This is a genomic window from Streptomyces sp. Tu 3180 (genome assembly GCF_009852415.1).
Classification (GTDB): domain Bacteria; phylum Actinomycetota; class Actinomycetes; order Streptomycetales; family Streptomycetaceae; genus Streptomyces.
In genome coordinates this window covers 1,644,507-1,661,677 of record NZ_WOXS01000002.1, presented here as the reverse complement: position 1 = coordinate 1,661,677, position 17,171 = coordinate 1,644,507, and the positions used below count along the sequence as shown (strand labels likewise).

At 74.6% G+C, this 17,171-nt stretch carries 13 protein-coding genes and 1 pseudogene; 10 read left to right on the top strand and 4 right to left on the bottom strand.

Annotation, left to right across the window (positions count from 1 at the left end; all coding sequences use genetic code 11):
* Positions 1-279 precede the first annotated feature (279 nt).
* From GL259_RS08310 to GL259_RS08280, 7 genes and pseudogenes are all read left to right on the top strand, one after another.
* Positions 280-1,758, top strand: coding sequence for an amino acid permease (locus GL259_RS08310; RefSeq protein WP_159530664.1), 1,479 nt, complete (start codon positions 280-282; stop codon positions 1,756-1,758).
* Positions 1,759-1,768: 10 nt separating this feature from the next.
* On the top strand, positions 1,769-2,221 hold the full coding sequence (locus tag GL259_RS08305) for an Lrp/AsnC family transcriptional regulator (RefSeq protein ID WP_033275118.1): 453 nt from the start codon (positions 1,769-1,771) through the stop codon (positions 2,219-2,221).
* Positions 2,222-2,250: 29 nt separating this feature from the next.
* Positions 2,251-3,030, top strand: a complete 780-nt coding sequence (locus GL259_RS08300; RefSeq protein WP_243762275.1) for a hypothetical protein — start codon at positions 2,251-2,253, stop codon at positions 3,028-3,030.
* Positions 3,030-5,209 (top strand): annotated as a pseudogene (locus GL259_RS08295) (bifunctional polysaccharide deacetylase/glycosyltransferase family 2 protein). The gene GL259_RS08300 and the pseudogene GL259_RS08295 overlap by 1 nt, the downstream one beginning before the upstream one ends.
* Positions 5,210-5,373: 164 nt before the next feature.
* Complete coding sequence (locus tag GL259_RS08290; protein ID WP_159530662.1) at positions 5,374-6,576, top strand: MFS transporter; 1,203 nt, start codon at positions 5,374-5,376, stop codon at positions 6,574-6,576.
* Positions 6,577-6,802: 226 nt separating this feature from the next.
* Entirely contained in the window at positions 6,803-7,591 is a 789-nt protein-coding gene (locus GL259_RS08285; RefSeq protein WP_159530660.1) for a carbon-nitrogen hydrolase family protein, read from the top strand.
* 44 nt (positions 7,592-7,635) lie between these two features.
* Positions 7,636-9,333, top strand: coding sequence for an NAD(P)/FAD-dependent oxidoreductase (locus GL259_RS08280; protein ID WP_159530658.1), 1,698 nt, complete (start codon positions 7,636-7,638; stop codon positions 9,331-9,333).
* Positions 9,334-9,462: 129 nt separating this feature from the next.
* On the opposite strand, the gene GL259_RS08275 is transcribed toward GL259_RS08280, so the two are convergent.
* Entirely contained in the window at positions 9,463-10,149 is a 687-nt protein-coding gene (locus GL259_RS08275; protein WP_159530656.1) for a DUF5995 family protein, read from the bottom strand.
* A gap of 173 nt (positions 10,150-10,322) precedes the next feature.
* On the opposite strand from GL259_RS08275, the gene GL259_RS08270 reads away from it, so the two are divergent.
* A complete protein-coding gene (locus tag GL259_RS08270; RefSeq protein WP_159538468.1) occupies positions 10,323-11,450 on the top strand; it encodes a glycoside hydrolase family 6 protein in 1,128 nt (375 codons plus the stop codon).
* On the opposite strand, the gene GL259_RS08265 is transcribed toward GL259_RS08270, so the two are convergent.
* Positions 11,432-12,850 (bottom strand): solute carrier family 23 protein, encoded by a 1,419-nt coding sequence (locus tag GL259_RS08265; protein ID WP_159530654.1) that lies wholly within the window; start codon positions 12,848-12,850, stop codon positions 11,432-11,434. The genes GL259_RS08270 and GL259_RS08265 overlap by 19 nt on opposite strands.
* Before the next feature lie 174 nt (positions 12,851-13,024).
* Between GL259_RS08265 and GL259_RS08260 the strand changes: the two genes are divergently transcribed.
* Positions 13,025-13,483 (top strand): thioesterase family protein, encoded by a 459-nt coding sequence (locus tag GL259_RS08260; protein WP_159530652.1) that lies wholly within the window; start codon positions 13,025-13,027, stop codon positions 13,481-13,483.
* Here GL259_RS08260 and GL259_RS08255 read toward each other — a convergent pair.
* Positions 13,443-14,648 carry an MFS transporter gene (locus GL259_RS08255; RefSeq protein ID WP_159530650.1) on the bottom strand — a complete coding sequence of 402 codons (1,206 nt, stop codon included), beginning with the start codon at positions 14,646-14,648 and terminating at the stop codon, positions 13,443-13,445. The two genes, GL259_RS08260 and GL259_RS08255, sit on opposite strands and share 41 nt — an antisense overlap.
* A gap of 144 nt (positions 14,649-14,792) precedes the next feature.
* On the opposite strand from GL259_RS08255, the gene GL259_RS08250 reads away from it, so the two are divergent.
* On the top strand, positions 14,793-16,001 hold the full coding sequence (locus GL259_RS08250) for an ROK family transcriptional regulator (RefSeq protein WP_159530648.1): 1,209 nt from the start codon (positions 14,793-14,795) through the stop codon (positions 15,999-16,001).
* 202 nt (positions 16,002-16,203) lie between these two features.
* Here the strand turns inward: GL259_RS08250 and GL259_RS08245 are convergent, their stop codons facing one another.
* On the bottom strand, positions 16,204-16,959 hold the full coding sequence (locus GL259_RS08245) for an NAD(P)H-binding protein (protein ID WP_159530646.1): 756 nt from the start codon (positions 16,957-16,959) through the stop codon (positions 16,204-16,206).
* Positions 16,960-17,171: the final 212 nt, after the last annotated feature.

Genomic DNA, 17,171 nt, shown 5'->3' with positions numbered 1-17,171 from the left:
CCGGGGACCTGCCCGCCCCGGAGCCGGACCGCCCCGCGGCCGGACCGGTCCGGGCGCAACGGACGAAAGCCCCGGCGCAACGAACACCCGCCCCGGCGCGAGGAACGCAACGATCTTACGGATGTGCGCAAGGTTGCTGCATTTCAGCAGCAACGCCGGACCTCGTAGGGTTACGCGCTGTACGTGGTGCGGCGGGGACCCCGCTCGACGGGTCCCGGCTGTCGCGGGGCGCCGTCGGTCCCTGCCGCGGAAGACCGGCAGTGACGAAGGAGTCAGCGCGTGCTCGACCAAGGCGCACCCCCGCACAACAGCAGGCCCACCGCGCCGCCCGCCCCGGGCGTCGGCGCGCGCCTGATGCGTCGCAAGCCCGTGGAACGCCTGGTCGCAGAGGGCGGCCAGGGCGAGGGGGGCTCGCTGCGCCGCTCCCTCGGGCTGTGGCAGCTGACCATGATCAGCATCGGCGCCACCCTCGGCACCGGCATTTTCGTCGTCCTCGGCGAGGCCGTCCCCAAGGCCGGTCCGGCCGTCACCCTCTCCTTCGTCATCGCCGGTCTGACCGCCCTCTTCTCGGCCCTCTCCTACGCCGAGCTGGCGGGCACCATCCCGGTCTCCGGCTCCTCGTACTCGTATGCGTACGCAACGATGGGCGAGCTGGTCGCCTGGGTCTGCGGCTGGTGCCTGATGCTGGAGTACGGCGTGTCGGTCGCCGCCGTCGCCGTCGGCTGGGGCGAGTACCTCAACGAACTGCTCGACGGCACCATCGGCGTCACCATCCCGGCCGCGCTGTCCGCCCCGCCCGGCGACGGCGGCGTCTTCAACCTGCCCGCGCTGATCGTGGTCCTGCTCGCCATGGCGTTCCTGATGGGCGGCGCCCGCGAGTCCGCCCGCGCCAACACGATCATGGTCGTCGTGAAGATCGGCGCGCTGGTGCTGTTCTGCGCCATCGGCGTCCAGGGCTTCCGCTCCGGCAACTACGAGAACTTCATGCCGCTCGGCATGGCCGGCGTCAGCGCGGCCGGGGCGACGCTCTTCTTCTCGTACATCGGCTTCGACGCCGCCTCCACCGCCGGTGAGGAGGCGAAGAACGCCCAGCGCGACCTGCCCCGCGCGATCCTGCTGTCGCTCGCCATCATCACCGCGCTGTACGTCCTGGTCGCCGCCGTCGCCGTCGGCGCCAAGCCCTGGCGGAACTTCACCGACTCCGAGGCCGCGCTCGCCCAGATCATGCGCGAGGTCACCGGCCAGACCTTCTGGGGCACCCTGCTGGCGTTCTGCGCCGTCATCGCCATCGCCAGCGTCGTCCTAACCGTGCTCTACGGCCAGACCCGCATCCTGTTCGCCATGTCCCGGGACGGGCTCGTGCCCAGGGCGTTCGCCAAGGTCAGCCCGAAGACCGGCACGCCCCGCACCAACACCCTGATCGTCTCCCTCTTCTGCGGCGTGCTGGCCGCCGCCATCCCGCTCGGCCAGCTCGCCGACGCCACCAGCATCGGCACCCTGTTCGCCTTCGCGCTGGTCAACGTGGCCGTCGTGGTGCTGCGCCGGACCCGTCCCGACATGCCCCGCACCTTCCGGGTGCCGCTGTCGCCGGTCCTGCCCGCCCTCGGCTTCGCGTTCTGTATCTGGATGATGGGCAGCCTGTCCACGATCACCTGGGTGGTCTTCGGTGTCTGGATGGCCGTCGGGATCGTGTTCTACTTCCTGTACGGCTACCGCCGCTCCCGGCTCGCCGCCCCGGCCACACCAGAAGCGAAGTGAACCACCCGCAGTGCTGAACGATCTCGACGAACGCATCGTGCACGCCCTCGCCGAGGACGCCCGCCGCTCCTACGCGGACATCGGCCAGCTGGTCGGCCTGTCCGCGCCCGCCGTGAAACGGCGCGTGGACCGGCTGCGCGCCACCGGGGCCATCACCGGATTCACCGTCCGGGTGGACCCGGCCGCCCTCGGCTGGGAGACCGAGGGGTTCGTCGAGATCTACTGCCGCAGCAACACCTCCCCGGAGACCATCCAGCGGGGCCTGGAGCGCTACCAGGAGGTCGTGGCCGCCTCCACCGTCACCGGCGACGCGGACGCGGTGGCCCAGGTCTTCGCCTCCGACATGCGCCACTTCGAACGGGTCCTGGAGCGCATCGCCGGGGAGCCGTTCGTCGAGCGCACCAAGTCCGTGCTGGTGCTGTCCCCGCTGCTGCGGCGGTTCTCGTCGGGCTCGCCCACGTAGGCGGATGCGTTCCGGCGTACGCTGACGGCATGCTGCATCATGCTGATTCCGGACATAAAGGGATTGGCTCGTCGACCGATGCGGGCGTCCCCGTGTTCGTCGACTCCTCCGGCCGGCGGGCGCGCGTGCTCCGGCGCACCGGACACGGCGTGGCCGGACTGGGGGCCGCGTACATGGCGGTGCTGGGACTGAGCCTGATGGGAGCGACGCCCTTCGCGCCGGAGGCCATGCTGCCGCCGCTGCCCGCGGACCTCGCGGCGCCGTCCGCACCGGAACGGCGGAGCCCGGACGAGGAGCCCCGGCTGCCCGGCGACCCGACCGGTCCGGGCCGCCCGGGACTCGACGGCACGACGACCGCGGCCGGCCCGGGCTCCCCGCCGGTCCCGCTGCTCGTCCCGCCGAGCCCGCCCGGCGTCCCGCTCCTCACTCCCGGAGCGCCGCTCCTCGCGCCCGGCGTCCAGCTGCCCACCGGCGGGCCGGCGCCCCCGGCCGGACCGGAGGCACCCGTGACGGGGGCGCCGCCCTCGCCGGAGCCGCCCGCCGCTCCGGCCCCCGGCGACCCGGCCGCTCCCGGGCCCGGCACGGGAAGCGACCCCGCCCCTCCGCCGCCGCCCCCGCCCGCTCCCGGAACGGACGACCCGCCCGCCCCCGGGACGGACGGCCCGCCGGCACCCGAGCCCCCGCCCGGAACGCCGCAGCCCGCCCCGCCCTCGACCCCGCCCGCGCCCGCCCCCGAGACGCCGTCCGAGGTCCCGGACGCCCCGGGCGCCTCCCCGACCGGCGACACACCGGCGGCCGGGGTCCCCTGATGCGGCGGCGCCCCCACCGGCCGGTCCGCCCCCCACCGACGACGCCCGGTCCGCGGCGGGCCCGGGCACCCCTGCCGCCCCGGCACCGCTTCCGCGTCACCGTTCCGCTCGTCCTGCTGGCCCTCGTCGTCTCGGTGCTCCTGGCCGAGGGGTACACGACCCGTGACTTCTCCGGCGACCAGGAGGGGCACACCGGACGGCCGACCGCCGGCGTCCCCCGGGAGGTCACCGGCGGCGGCCCGGTCGTCGACCTCACCCGTGGCCGCCCGAGCACCTACCGGGCACCGGACCGGACGGTGGTCCTGACCTTCGACGACGGCCCGGACCCCGTCTGGACGCCCCGCGTCCGGGCCGTTCTGGACCGCCACGGCACACCCGGCACCTTCTTCGTCACCGGCCAGCAGGCCGTGCGCCACCCCGGGGTCCTGCGCGAGGTGATCCGGTCCGGCCACGAGATCGGCGTGCACACCTTCTCCCACCGGGACCTGAGCACCCAGCCGACGGGCGACGTCGACCGCGAGCTGGCGCTGACCCAGCTCGCCCTCGCCGGGGCCGCGGGCGTCAACAGCTCGCTCATGCGGATGCCCTACTCCTCGACCACCTCCGCCCTGGACGCGCCGGCCTGGTCCGCCGCCCGGCACCTGGGCGACAAGGGCTACGTCCTGGCGTTCATCGACCAGGACACCCGGGACTGGCAGCGGCCGGGCGCCCGGGCGATCGCCGACGCGGCCACGCCGAGCGTGCCGGGCCGGGGAACGGTCGTCCTCCTGCACGACGCGGGAGGGGACCGGTCGCAGACCGTCGAGGCGCTCGAGATCCTCATTCCCCGGCTCCAGGCCCAGGGCTACCGCTTCAGCACCCTCGCGGACCTCCTCGGCGCCGACAGCCTCACCAGCCCCGTCGACACCGCGACCCTGTGGAAGGGCCGGGTGTTCGTGGCCGCCGTGACCGTGTCGCAGACGGTGGTGTCGGTCGTCGGCGTGCTGCTGCTGGCCGTCGGGGCGCTCGTCCTCGCGCGGTGCGTGCTGCTGCCGGTCCTCGCCCACCACCACGCCCACCGGCGCCCGCGCCCCGGCCCCGGCCGGCCCGTCACCCGGCCGGTCAGCGTCGTCGTCCCCGCCTGCAACGAGAGGCTGTGCATCGCCAAGACGCTCCGCTCGCTCGCCGCCGGCGACCATCCCGTCGAGATCATCGTCGTGGACGACGGCTCCGACGACGGCACCGCCGACATCGCGGAGTCACTCGGCCTCCAGTCGGTCACCGTCGTCCGCCGGCCGAACGGCGGCAAGGCGTCCGCCCTCAACACCGGTGTCCTGCGGGCCTCCCACGACCTGGTCGTGATGCTGGACGCCGACACGGTCTTCGCCCCCTCGACCGTCCGCCGCCTCGTCCAGCCGTTCGCCGACCCCGCCGTCGGCGCCACCGCCGGGAACGCCAAGGTCGGCAACCGCCGGAGCCTGCTCGGCCGGTGGCAGCACATCGAGTACGTCATGGGCTTCAACCTCGACCGCCGCATGTACGACCTGCTGCGCTGCCTGCCCACCGTCCCCGGCGCCGTGGGGCCTTCCGCGTCGCGGCCCTGCGGGACGCCGGGATGATGAGCGGGGACACCCTCGCCGAGGACACCGACATCACCATGGCCCTCCACCGGGCCGGGTGGGAGATCCGCTACGCCGAGGACGCACTCGCCTGGACCGAGGCGCCGGCCACGCCGCGGCAGCTGTGGCGCCAGCGCTACCGGTGGAGCTACGGCACCATGCAGGCCGCGTGGAAGCACCGGCACGCGCTGTTCGAGCGCGGCCACGCGGGCCGCTTCGGCCGCCTCGGCCTGCCGCTGCTGGCCGTCTTCCAGATCCTCACCCCCCTCCTCGCCCCGCTGATCGACCTGCTGACCCTCTACGGCCTGGTGTTCGGCGACCCGCTCGGCACGCTGCTGGCGTGGACCGGCGTGCTGGCCGTGCAGGCCGCCTGCGCGGCCTACGCCTTCCGCCTCGACGGCGAGAGCCTGCGGCCCCTGTGGGCGCTCCCGCTGCAGCAGATCGCCTACCGCCAGCTGATGTACCTGGTGCTCATCCAGGCGTGCCTCACCGCGGTCAACGGATACCGGCTGCCCTGGCAACGGCTCAAGCGCAGCGGGGACGTGGTGCTGCCGCCCCAGCCCTCCGCCCGGGAGCCGTGAGCGGCCGGCCGTGCGGGAAAGACGGGGCCGGCCCCGTCCGGCCCGGCTAGTATCGGTGTCATGACCTGGCGACATTGATCCACCAGCCGCGCCTCCCGAGGGCCGCCTCGGGCGCCGTACGTCCTCCACGTCCGGTGTCCGAACCGCCCCTACGGGAAGGCCTCATGACTCTCACGCCCACGCGCGGGCCCGACGTCCGCGTGCGACGGCTGACGACCACGCTGTACGCCTACGCGTTCCTCGAAGACTTCGTCCTGCTCTACCCGGTGTACGCGCTGCTGTTCCGCGACACCGGGCTCACGGTCTGGCAGATCTCCTCCCTGTTCGCCCTCTGGTCGGTCACCGGCGTGGCCCTGGAGGTGCCCTCCGGCGCCTGGGCCGACGCCGTCTCCCGCCGGCTGCTGCTGTGGCTCGGCCCGCTGCTCACCGCCGCCGGCTTCGCCCTGTGGGTGCTGCTGCCGTCGTACGGAGCCTTCGCGGTCGGCTTCGTCCTGTGGGGCGCCGGCGGCGCGCTCGGCAGCGGCGCGCTGGAGGCACTCGTCCACGACGAGCTGGAACGGCTCGACGCGGCCGACCGCTACGCCCGGGTCATGGGCCGGGCCCGCGCGGCCGGACTGGTCGCCGTCATGGCGGCCATGGGACTCGCCGGCCCCGTGCTCGCCCGGGGCGGCCACACCGCCGTCGGCGCCGCCAGCGTGCTGGCGTGCCTGCTGGCGGCGGCCACGGCCACCCGCTTCCCCGAACACCGCTCCCCGGCCGCCGGGCACGACGGCTGGACGGCGACCCTGCGCGCCGGACTCGCCGAGGCCCGCGCCGACCGGTCGGTGCGCGGGGCGCTGCTGCTCGTCGCGGCCGTGAGCGCCGTGTGGGGCGCCCTCGACGAGTACACGCCCCTGCTGGTCCGGGGCACCGGCGTCGCCGACCAGACGGTTCCCTGGCTGCTCCTGCTGATCTGGACCGGTGCCACCGCCGGCAGCCTGCTCGCCGGGGAGGGCGAGCGCCTCGGCACGACGGGACTCGCGGTCCTGCTCGCCGGAGCCGGCCTCGCCCTGGCGGCCGGCTCGGCCGCCGGCACCCCGGCGGCCCTCGCCCTCGTCGCCCTCGCCTTCGGCGGTTTCCAGGCGGCGACCGTGCTGGCCGACGCCCGGCTCCAGCGGCGCATCGAGGGCACCGGGCGCGCCACCCTCACCTCGGTCGCGGGACTGGGCACGGAGCTGGCGACGGTCGCGGTCTACGGCGGCTACGCGGTGATCGCCTCGGGGAACGCCCACGGCACCGCCTTCGCGGTGTTCGCGGTGCCGTACCTGGTGACGGCGGCGCTGCTGCTCACGGGGCCCCGGGCCCGGGCCGCCGGGACACGGCCGTGAGGCCGCCGGTCCCCCGCCTCCCGTACGGCGGGGGACGCCCGCCCCGGCCCGCGATCCGGGGCGGGTGCGCGGTGCGGCGGGGGCCGCGCAACGAATCGCCGCCGACCCCGGCCGGGACGCAACGAACCGCTCACCGGCGCGCAACGGCTCCTCCTTGTCCGGCCGAGCCGGCCGACCGTACCGTCTATCTGGCCCCCGAACCCCCGCGTACCGGTGAGGAACACGCATGCGCACCGCCCTGCTCCAGAGCTCCGGACGGCCCGGATCCGTCGCCGAGAACCTCAAGGTCCTCGACGAGGCCGCCGGCCGCGCCGCCGCCGCGGGCGCCGGGCTGCTCGTCACCCCGGAGATGTTCCTGACCGGGTACGCGATCGGCGACGACATCGCCCGGCTCGCCGAACCCGCCGACGGCGACGCGGCCGACGCGGTCGCCGAGACGGCCGCCCGCCACGGGATCGCCGTCGCCTACGCCTACCCGGAACGCGCCGGCGACACGGTGCACAACTCCGTCCAGCTCGTCTCCGCCGACGGCGCGCGCCTCGCGAACTACCGCAAGACGCACCTCTTCGGCTGCTTCGAGCGCGACCACTTCACCCCGGGCGACCGGCAGGTCGTGCAGGCCGAGCTGAACGGCCTCACCGTCGGCCTGATGATCTGCTACGACGTGGAGTTCCCGGAGAACGTGCGTGCCCACGCCCTGGCCGGCACCGACCTCCTGCTGGTGCCCACGGCCCAGATGCACCCGTTCCAGTTCGTCGCCGAGTCGGTCGTGCCGGTGCGGGCCTTCGAGAACCAGATGTACGTCGCGTACGTCAACCGGGTCGGTCCCGAGGGCGAGTTCGAGTTCGTGGGCCTGTCCACCCTCGCCGGACCCGACGGGGTCGCCCGCACCCGGGCCGGCCGTGCGGAGGAGCTCGTCCTCGCCGACGCGGACCCCGTCCTCCTCGCCGCCTCCCGCGAGAACAACCCGTACCTGAAGGACCGCCGCCCCGGCCTCTACGGGTCCCTCGTCTGACATCCCCCCCCCGCAGTCTTTCTTGTGCAAGGAGTCCGTACCCCATGACGTCCACGGTGCCCAACGCCGTCGAGCACGCCGACGAGCAGCAGCCGCCGATCACCATGTTCGGCCCGGACTTCCCGTACGCGTACGACGACTTCCTCGCCCACCCGGCGGGCCTCGGGCAGATCCCCGCGACCGAGCACGGCACCGAGGTCGCGGTCATCGGCGGCGGTCTGTCCGGCATCGTCGCCGCGTACGAGCTGATGAAGATGGGCCTCAAGCCGGTCGTGTACGAGGCCGACCGGATCGGCGGCCGGCTGCGGACCGTGGGCTTCGAGGGCTGCGACCCGTCCCTGACCGCCGAGATGGGCGCGATGCGCTTCCCGCCGTCCTCCACGGCGCTCCAGCACTACATCGACCTGGTGGGCCTCGAGACCCGCCCGTTCCCCAACCCCCTCGCCGAGGCGACCCCCTCGACCGTCGTCGACCTCAAGGGCGAGTCGCACTACGCCGAGACCCTGGACGACCTGCCCCAGGTGTACCGGGACGTGGCCGACGCCTGGGCCAGGTGCCTGGAGGAGGGCGCCGACTTCTCCGACATGAACCGCGCCCTGCGGCACCGGGACGTCAAGCGCATCCGGGAGATCTGGTCGAAGCTCGTCGAGAAGCTCGACAACCAGACCTTCTACGGCTTCCTCTGCGACTCCGAGGCCTTCAGGTCCTTCCGGCACCGCGAGATCTTCGGCCAGGTCGGCTTCGGCACCGGCGGCTGGGACACCGACTTCCCCAACTCCATCCTGGAGATCCTCCGGGTCGTCTACACCGAGGCCGACGACCACCACCGCGGCATCGTCGGCGGCTCCCAGCAGCTGCCGCTGCGCCTGTGGGAGCGCGAGCCGGAGAAGATCGTCCACTGGCCGTACGGCACCTCGCTGAGCTCCCTGCACGCGGACGGCGAGCCGCGTCCGGCCGTGACCCGGCTGCACCGCACCGCGGGCAACCACATCACGGTGACGGACGCGAACGGCGACATCCGCACGTACCGGGCGGCGATCTTCACCGCCCAGTCCTGGATGCTGCTCTCGAAGATCGCCTGCGACGACTCGCTGTTCCCGATCGACCACTGGACCGCGATCGAGCGCACCCACTACATGGAGAGCTCGAAGCTCTTCGTGCCGGTGGACCGGCCGTTCTGGCTGGACAAGGACGAGGAGACGGGCCGGGACGTCATGTCGATGACGCTCACCGACCGCATGACCCGCGGCACCTACCTGCTGGACGACGGCCCGGACAAGCCGGCCGTGATCTGCCTGTCGTACACCTGGTGCGACGACAGCCTGAAGTGGCTGCCGCTGTCCGCGAACGAGCGGATGGAGGTCATGCTGAAGTCGCTCGGCGAGATCTACCCGAAGGTCGACATCAGGAAGCACATCATCGGCAACCCGGTCACGGTCTCCTGGGAGAACGAGCCCTACTTCATGGGCGCGTTCAAGGCCAACCTGCCCGGCCACTACCGCTACCAGCGGCGCCTGTTCACCCACTTCATGCAGGACCGGCTGCCCGAGGACAAGCGGGGCATCTTCCTCGCCGGCGACGACATCTCCTGGACGGCCGGCTGGGCCGAGGGGGCCGTGCAGACCGCGCTGAACGCGGTCTGGGGCGTCATGCACCACTTCGGCGGCGAGACCGATCCCGGCAACCCGGGCCCCGGCGACGTCTACGACGAGATCGCCCCGGTGGAACTGCCCGAGGACTGAGTCCTCGATTCCCGGCGCGGGCGTGGCCGGCGGTGCGGCGCCGTCCCCTCGCGCCGCCCCCGGCCGGCCGGGCTCCCGGCCCACCGCCGCCGAACCGCGCGCAGGCCGGGGAACCACCCCGTTGCCCGGTCAGCCGGGCAACGGGGTGAGCAGCATGCGCCCGGCGAAGCCCACCGCCGTGTCCAGGCGTTCGGTGAACTCCCCCGCGACGTCCGGCAGCCGGCGCAGCGCCCACAGGGCACGGGCCGCCGTCCAGGCGGCGTCCCGGGCGCGCTCCAGGCTCCACGCCCCGAGCAGGTGGGTCAGCGGGTCGGCGATCCGGAGCAGATCGGGGCCCGGCGTCAGCTCCTCGCGGATGTGCTCCTCCAGCGAGAGGAGGAGGTCGCCCACCCGGTCGAACTCGTCCTCGAGCTCGGCGGGTTCGCAGGCGAGGGTACGGCAGGTGTCCACGACGGCGAGCGCGAGGTCGTGGCCGATGTGCGCGTTGATGCCCGCCAGCGCGAACTGCAGGGGACGTACTCCGGGATGGCGGCGGAACTGGAACAGCGGACGCCAGCAGGCCGGCGGACGCCGCTCCCGGGCCACCGCGTCGACCGCCGCCAGATAGCGCTCCGCGAACCGCACGTCCAGCGTGATCGCCGCCCGGGCGTCCGTGAAGCGGCCCGCGTCGACGCACCCGTCCACGGCCTCGGTGACCGCGAGGTAGACGCGGTTGAACACCGCGACCCCGTCCCGCGCGGGCAGGGCCGCGTCGAGGGCGCGCATACGGGAGAGGACCCCGTCCACGGGGGTGAGGACTTGTTCGCACTGCGCCATGAGCGCAGAGTCGCACCTTTAGGCTGGGGCCGACGGCGACGGGCCCGGCGCTTCCCCGGATCGGGGGAACCCGCCCGTCGTGGGGGAGGGGGAGCAGTACTGTGTCAGGCTCGCGTGCCCGGCGCCTGGCCGCGCGGAGGGCCGAGCGCCGACGCGCCGCCCGGCGCGGCGCGATGGCCGCGGCGGCTTCCGTGGTGGTCGCCGTCGGCAGCGTCACCGGCATGATGACGGCGGTCGGCGACGGGAGCGGCCCGGACACGGCGAGGCCGGCGGCGACCTCGTCGCCGCGCCTGGAACCGCCGCCCGCCGTGCTCCCGCCCTCCCCGCCGGCGACCCGGTCCCCCTCACCGTCCGAGGCGGAGGCGAGCCCGCAGAGGAGGGCGAGTCCCGGGCCGTCCGCGTCGAGGCCCCGCCGGAAGCCGCAGGCGGTCCCCGCGTCCACCGGTCTCTACCTCCACCCCCGGTCCCAGGTCCTGGACTGGGTGCGGGCCAACCCCGACGACCCGCGCCGCGCGGTCGTGGACTCCCGGATCGCCGGCCGGCCGGCCGCGGTGTGGTTCGCGGACCACTCCCCGGACACGATCACCGCCCGGGTGCGTGCCGTGGCGTCCGGCGGTGCGGCGCAGGGGCGCGTGCCCGTCCTCGTGCCGTACGCGATACCCGACCGCGACTGCGGCGGGCACTCCCAGGGCGGGGCGCCCGACCTCGGCGCCTACGACGGCTGGATCGACCGGTTCGCCGCCGGGCTGGGGACCGGCGAGGTCATCGTGATCCTCGAGCCGGACTCGGTCGCCCAGGCCGAATGCCTCCCCGCCGGCCGGCGTGCCGACCGCTTCGCCTCGCTGGCCCGCGCCGGCCGGGTGCTGAAGGAGGCCAACCCCCGGGCCCGGGTCTACTTCGACGCCGGGCACTCCGGCTGGAACGCGCCCGCGAAACAGGCCGGCTGGCTGCGCCGGGCCGGGGCCGCCTCGGCCGCGTCCTCCGACGGCATCTTCAGCAATGTCTCCAACTTCCACCGCACGGCCGACGAGGTGGCCTACGACCGGGCCGTGCTCGACGCCCTCGACGGGCCGCCGGGCCTCGGCGCGGTGATCGACACCAGCCGCAACGGCGCCGGCGCCCCGGCCGACGGCGAGTGGTGCGACCCGGCCGGCCGCAAGCTCGGCCGGACCCCGACCCTCAGCACCGGCGAGCCGGGGATCGACGCCTACCTGTGGGTGAAGCTCCCGGAGGAGTCGGACGGCTGCAGGGGCGCGCCGGGCACCTTCACCCCGTCGTACGCCTACGACTTGGCGCGCTGAGTGCCCTCGCCGCCCGCCTCGTCCTCGCCGGCCGTGTCGTAGGAGGACGTGCCCTCGTCGAGCAGCGGCTCCTGCGTCTTGAGGTGGGCGGGCGCGAAGGCGCGCAGCGCGTGGTAGCCGGTGATGACGACGAGCGTGCCGAGCGCGATGCCGCTGAGGGAGAAGGTGTCGGTGAACTCCATCGTCACGTTGCCGACGCCGATGATGATGCCCGCGGCGGCCGGCACGAGGTTCAGCGGGTTGCGCAGGTCCACCTTGGCGTTGATCCAGATCTGGGCGCCGAGCAGGCCGATCATGCCGTACAGGATGACGGTGATCCCGCCGAGCACGCCGCCCGGGATGGCGGCCACGACCGCGCCGAACTTCGGGCACAGACCGAACATCAGGGCGAAGCCGGCGGCGGCCCAGTAGGCGGCGGTCGAGTAGACGCGGGTCGCGGCCATCACGCCGATGTTCTCGGAGTAGGTGGTGTTCGGCGGACCGCCGACGGCGGTGGACAGCATCGAGCCGACGCCGTCGGCGGAGATCGCCGTGCCGAGCCTGTCGTCGAGGTCGTCGCCGGTCATCTCGCCGACCGCCTTGACGTGCCCGGCGTTCTCGGCGATCAGCGCGATGACCACCGGCAGGGCGACCAGGATCGCCGACCACTCGAACGACGGGCCGTGCAGGGTCGGCAGGCCGATCCAGTCGGCCTGTCCCACGGCGGACAGGTCCAGGCGCCAGTGGTCGGTGACCTTGCCGCTCGCGTCCGCCGAGTGGATCATCCCGAAGATCCGGTCGAGCGCCCAGGACAGGGCGTATCCGAAGACCAGCCCGAGGAAGATCGCGATCCGGGACCAGAAGCCGCGCAGGCAGACCACCGCCAAGCCGGTGAACAGCATCACGAACAGGGCGGTCCACTGGTCCTGCGGCCAGTAGGTGGCGGCGGTGACCGGCGCCAGGTTGAAGCCGATCAGCATCACCACCGCACCGGTGACGACGGGCGGCATCGCGGCGTGGATGATCCGCGCCCCGAACCGCTGCACGGCGAGCCCCACCAGGAACAGCGCGGCACCGACCACGAACACCGCGCCGGTGACGGTGGCGCTCGACCCGCCCTGGGCCCGGATGACCGCGGCGACGCCGACGAAGGAGAGCGAGCAGCCCAGGTAGCTGGGCACCCGGCCGCGGGTGGCCAGCAGGAAGACGACGGTCGCGACGCCCGACATCATGATCGCCAGGTTGGGGTCCAGGCCCATGAGCACCGGGGCGACGAAGGACGCCCCGAACATGGCCACGACGTGCTGGGCGCCGAGCCCGGCGGTGCGGGGCCAGGAGAGCCGTTCGTCGGGGCGGACCACCGCCCCCGGCGCCGGGGTGCGTCCGTCGCCGTGCAGTGTCCAGCGGACGCCGAGATCCATGAGTTGTCGCTTTCGTCGTGCGTGCAGCGTGTCCGGACCATTGTCGGGGGTGGGCGGGGGTGCTCCGGACCGCCCGCCGGGCCCGTCCGCCTCGGGTGAGCGTCTGCTTAGGATGAGGGCGCGCCGCTGTTCGTTGTAGGCGGCACTCATCCCGTACCTCCCAGGAGCCCCGTCGTGACCGCCGAAGCCCCGACCGCCCCCGCCCTGTCCTACGGCCGGCTGATCCCCGTGACCGTCCACTTCGACGACCTCGACGCGCTGGGGCTGCTGCACAACGCCCGCTATCCGCTGCTGGTCGAGCGGGCCTGGACCGAGCTGTGGCAGGAGAAGGGCGTCCGCTTCGAGGGCGACTGGGCCGCGGCCGGTGACGCCTGCAACGCGGTCAGGGAGTTCCGGATCGGCTACGAGGCGCCGGTCACCCGGCCCGGCGCCTACGCCGTCCACCTCTGGCTGGACCGGCTCGGCAGGACCGGGCTGACCTACGGCTTCCGCTTCTGCTCGCGGGACGGCGCGGTGACGTACGCGCGGGGCAGCCGGGTGCTGGTGCGCCTGGACGCCGGGACGCTGCGCCCGGCGCCCTGGAGCGAGGCGTTCAGGGCCGCGGGTCGGGAACTGCTGCGTCCGGACGCGTGATCTTCGTGCGGTCGCCGGCGCGCAGGACGCCCGCGAAGCCGGCCAGACCGCACGACAACACCGTGACCAGGACGAACGACACCATCAGGCTGGTCGCCTGGGCCAGCAGCCCGATCGCGCTCGGGGCGATGAGCCCCGAGGTGTAGGTGATGGTCGCGACGCCCGCGATGGCCAGGCTCGGGTTGGCGCCGCTGCGGCCGGCGGCCGCGAAGCACAGCGGCACGACCACCGCGATGCCGAGCCCCATCAGGGCGAAGCCGCCCATCGCCACCGCGGGATGCCGCGCGAGAACGATCAGCAGTCCGCCGAGGACGGCGAGGACACCGCTCGCCCGGACCGTGCGGACGGCGCCGTAGCGGTCCACCACCCGGTCGCCGGCGATCCGGGCGACCGCCATGGTGAGCGTGAAACCGGTCGTGCAGGCGGCGGCGAGACCGGCCGAGGTGTCGAGCTGGTCGCGCAGGTAGACCGCCGACCAGTCCAGGCTCGCGCCCTCCGCGAAGACCGCGCAGAACCCGATCGCGCCGATCAGCAGCGCGGAGCGCGGCGGCAGCGCGAACCGCGGCGGCGGCTCCTCGTCCTCGGCGGGCTGCAGGTCCAGCACCCAGGCGCAGGCGGTGACGCCCACCGCCGTCAGGACGGCGGCCGCGAGCCCGTGGTGCAGCCGGGCGTCCGCGCCGAGGTGCGCGGCGAGCGTGCCGGCCGCCGAACCGATCAGGGCGCCGGCGCTCCACATGCCGTGCAGCCCGGACATGATCGACTTGTCGAGGCGGTTCTCCACCTCCACGCCCAGCGCATTCATCGCCACGTCGGACATCCCGGCCGTGGCGCCGTAGACGAACAGGGCCAGGCAGAGCGTGAGCAGGTTCGGGGCGAGCGAGGGGAGGACGAGCGCGAGCGTCCACAGGGCGATCAGACCGCGCAGGGCGGTGCGGGCGCCGAAGCGGTGGCTGACGCTCCCCGCGAGCGGCATCGCGACGGACGCGCCGAGCGCGGGGAAGGCGAGCGCCAGCCCGAGCTGGCCGGCGCCGATCCCGGCGTGGTCCTGGATCCAGGGGACGCGGGTGGCGAACGAGCCGGTGACGGCGCCGTGCACGGCGAACACCGCGGCCACGGCGTACCGCGCCCGCCTCACCTCGTGCCGCCCGTGGACCACTTCACCCATCGTCCCGCCCCCTTCGGCCGTCCGTTCCGTGCGTGCGGCCGTAAACTATCAGGGAACCTGCCTGAAAGATAAGGGGTGCACGGCTGACCCCGTCCCGCCGGTCCCGCGCCCCGACCGGTCCCGCCGATCTGGAAGGATCCCGGCATGGCCGCATCCCCGAGCACCGCCAGAGCCATCAACGACCGGCTCGCCCTGCGTCTGCTCCAGCGGGAGGGTCCGCTGACGGCGGGTCGGCTGAAGCAGCTGACCGGGCTCTCCCGGCCGACCGTCGCCGACCTCGTCGAGCGCCTCACCGCCGCCGGTCTGATCGCGGTGGTCGGGGAGGCGGGGGAGCAGCGGCGCGGACCCAACGCCAAGCTGTACGGCATCGTCGCCGGCCGGGCCCACCTGGCCGCGCTCGACGTGCGCACCGAGGGCGTCGCCGTGGTCGTCTCCGACCTCGTCGGCGAGGTACTGGCCGAGGCGTCCGTGCCCATCACCGGGGACGCGGGGACGGGACCGGCCGTGGAGCAGGCGGTGGCGCTGGTCGAGCGGACGGTGAAGGAGGCGGGCGCCGACCGGCTGCACACCGTCGGGATCGGCGCGCCGGGACTGATCGACCCCGCCAGCGGCGAACTGCGCGACTCCACCGGCCTGCCCGAGTGGCACCGCCGCCTGGTCGCCGCGCTCCAGGAGCGCCTTCCCCGGACCCGCGTCAGCGTGGAGAACGAGACCAACCTCGCCGCACTGGCCGAGCAGCGCGACGGGGCGGCCCGCGACCGGGACACCTTCGTCCTGCTGTGGCTGGGCCACGGCACCGGCGCGGCCGTGGTCCTCGACGGCACCCTGCGCCGGGGCGCCTCCGGCGGCACGGGCGAGATCGGCTTCCTCCCGGTCCCGGGCACGAACGGCCTCCCGTCGGCCACGGACTGCGCGGGCGGCTTCCACTCCCTGGCCGGGGCGGCGGCGGTCGCGGAGCTGGCGGGGGAGTACGGCCTCGTGGCCGAGCCCGGCATCGAGCCGGTGGCGGCGGGGGCGGTCCGCGCGGCCGTCCTGGGAACCGGACCGGCGTCCGCCCGGGCGGGTTTCCTCGACGCGCTGGCCGGCCGGATCGCCGTGGGCGTCGCGTCGGTGGTCGCACTGCTGGATCCCGGGTGCGTGGTGCTGGGCGGGGAGGTCGGGCAGGCCGGCGGGGAGGCGCTCGCCTCCCGGGTGCAGGACCGCCTGGCCGCCCTCTCGCCCCTGTCCGCCGAGGTGCGGCCCAGCGCCCTGGGGGGCGGCGCGGTCCTGCGGGGCGCGCTGCTGACCGCCCGGGACCGCGCCCAGGACGAACTCTTCGGGACCCCCGTGCCCTGGCGCTCCGACGCCGTGTGACGCCGCCCGGCGGTTCCGTCCGGCCGGTCCGCGCCCGCCGGAGGGCCGCGTGAGGACCCCGGCATCCGCCGCGGCCTCGGACGGTGACGACTCCCCGCCCGTCGCGGGCGTGCCCGCCCGGTCGCGTCCGCTCGCCGCGGGTGTCGGTCGCCCCGCACCCCCGCGCGGCGCGGGGCCGTCCGCCCGGCGGGGGCGGACCCGCTCACCGGCGTCCCGCGCCCCCGGACCGCTCCGCCAGGAACTCGTCGAACGTGCGCCTGCCCACCGCCCGCTCCGGGGCGAGGTGGCCGCCGCCGCGGAAGGCGTGGTACGCCGCGCCGCGCAGGGGGACCTTCACCACCGGGCGCCGGCGGCCCGTGGCCCGCAGATACGCGCGGGCCAGCGAGTCGAGCGTCCGCACCTCCGGGCCGCCCATGTCCTGCACGCGGCCCGCCGGCGCCCCCCGGGCCAGCTCGGACAGGCGCTCGGCCACCTCGGCGGTGTCGATCGGCTGGTCCTTCACCCGGGCCGGCAGCAGCAGGACCGGCGCCCTGGCCAGGCCCTGGAGGAGCGTGAGCACCAGATCGTGGAACTGGGTGGCGCGCAGCACCGTCCAGCCCAGCCCCGACTCCTCGACCAGGCGTTCCACCGCCAGCTTGGACCTGTAGTAACCGAACGGCACCCGGTCCACGCCGACGATCGAGACGTACACGAGGTGACCCACCCCGGCCCGCCGGGCCGCCGCGATCAGGTTCCTCGCCGCCCTCTCGTCGCCGCCGCGCGGTGACGTCGCGCAGTGCACGACCGTCCGCGCGCCCGTGAGGGCCGCGTCCAGGCCGCTCCCGCCCTCCCGCAGGTCGACGGCGTACGGCCGGGAGTGCCGGCTGAGGACCCGCACCTCGTGCCCGTCCGCCCGCAGCCGCTCGGTGACGAGCCGGCCGAGTGTTCCGGTACCGCCGGTCACCAGGATCGTGGTCATGCCGTTCCGTCCCTCCGGACGCCGGGCGCTCCCCGCTGGAGCGCTCCTCGCCGACCAGGACCGTGCGGCCACCGCGGCATGTGACATCGGACCGGAGGACCGCCCCGCGGGACGCGCGTGCCCGGGCCGGCCGGCGTCGTACCAGGTCCAGCCTGACGGGACTCGCCGCGGCCCGCACCCGCACCGGTGCGCCGCCCTCCTGGTGAGGCCCG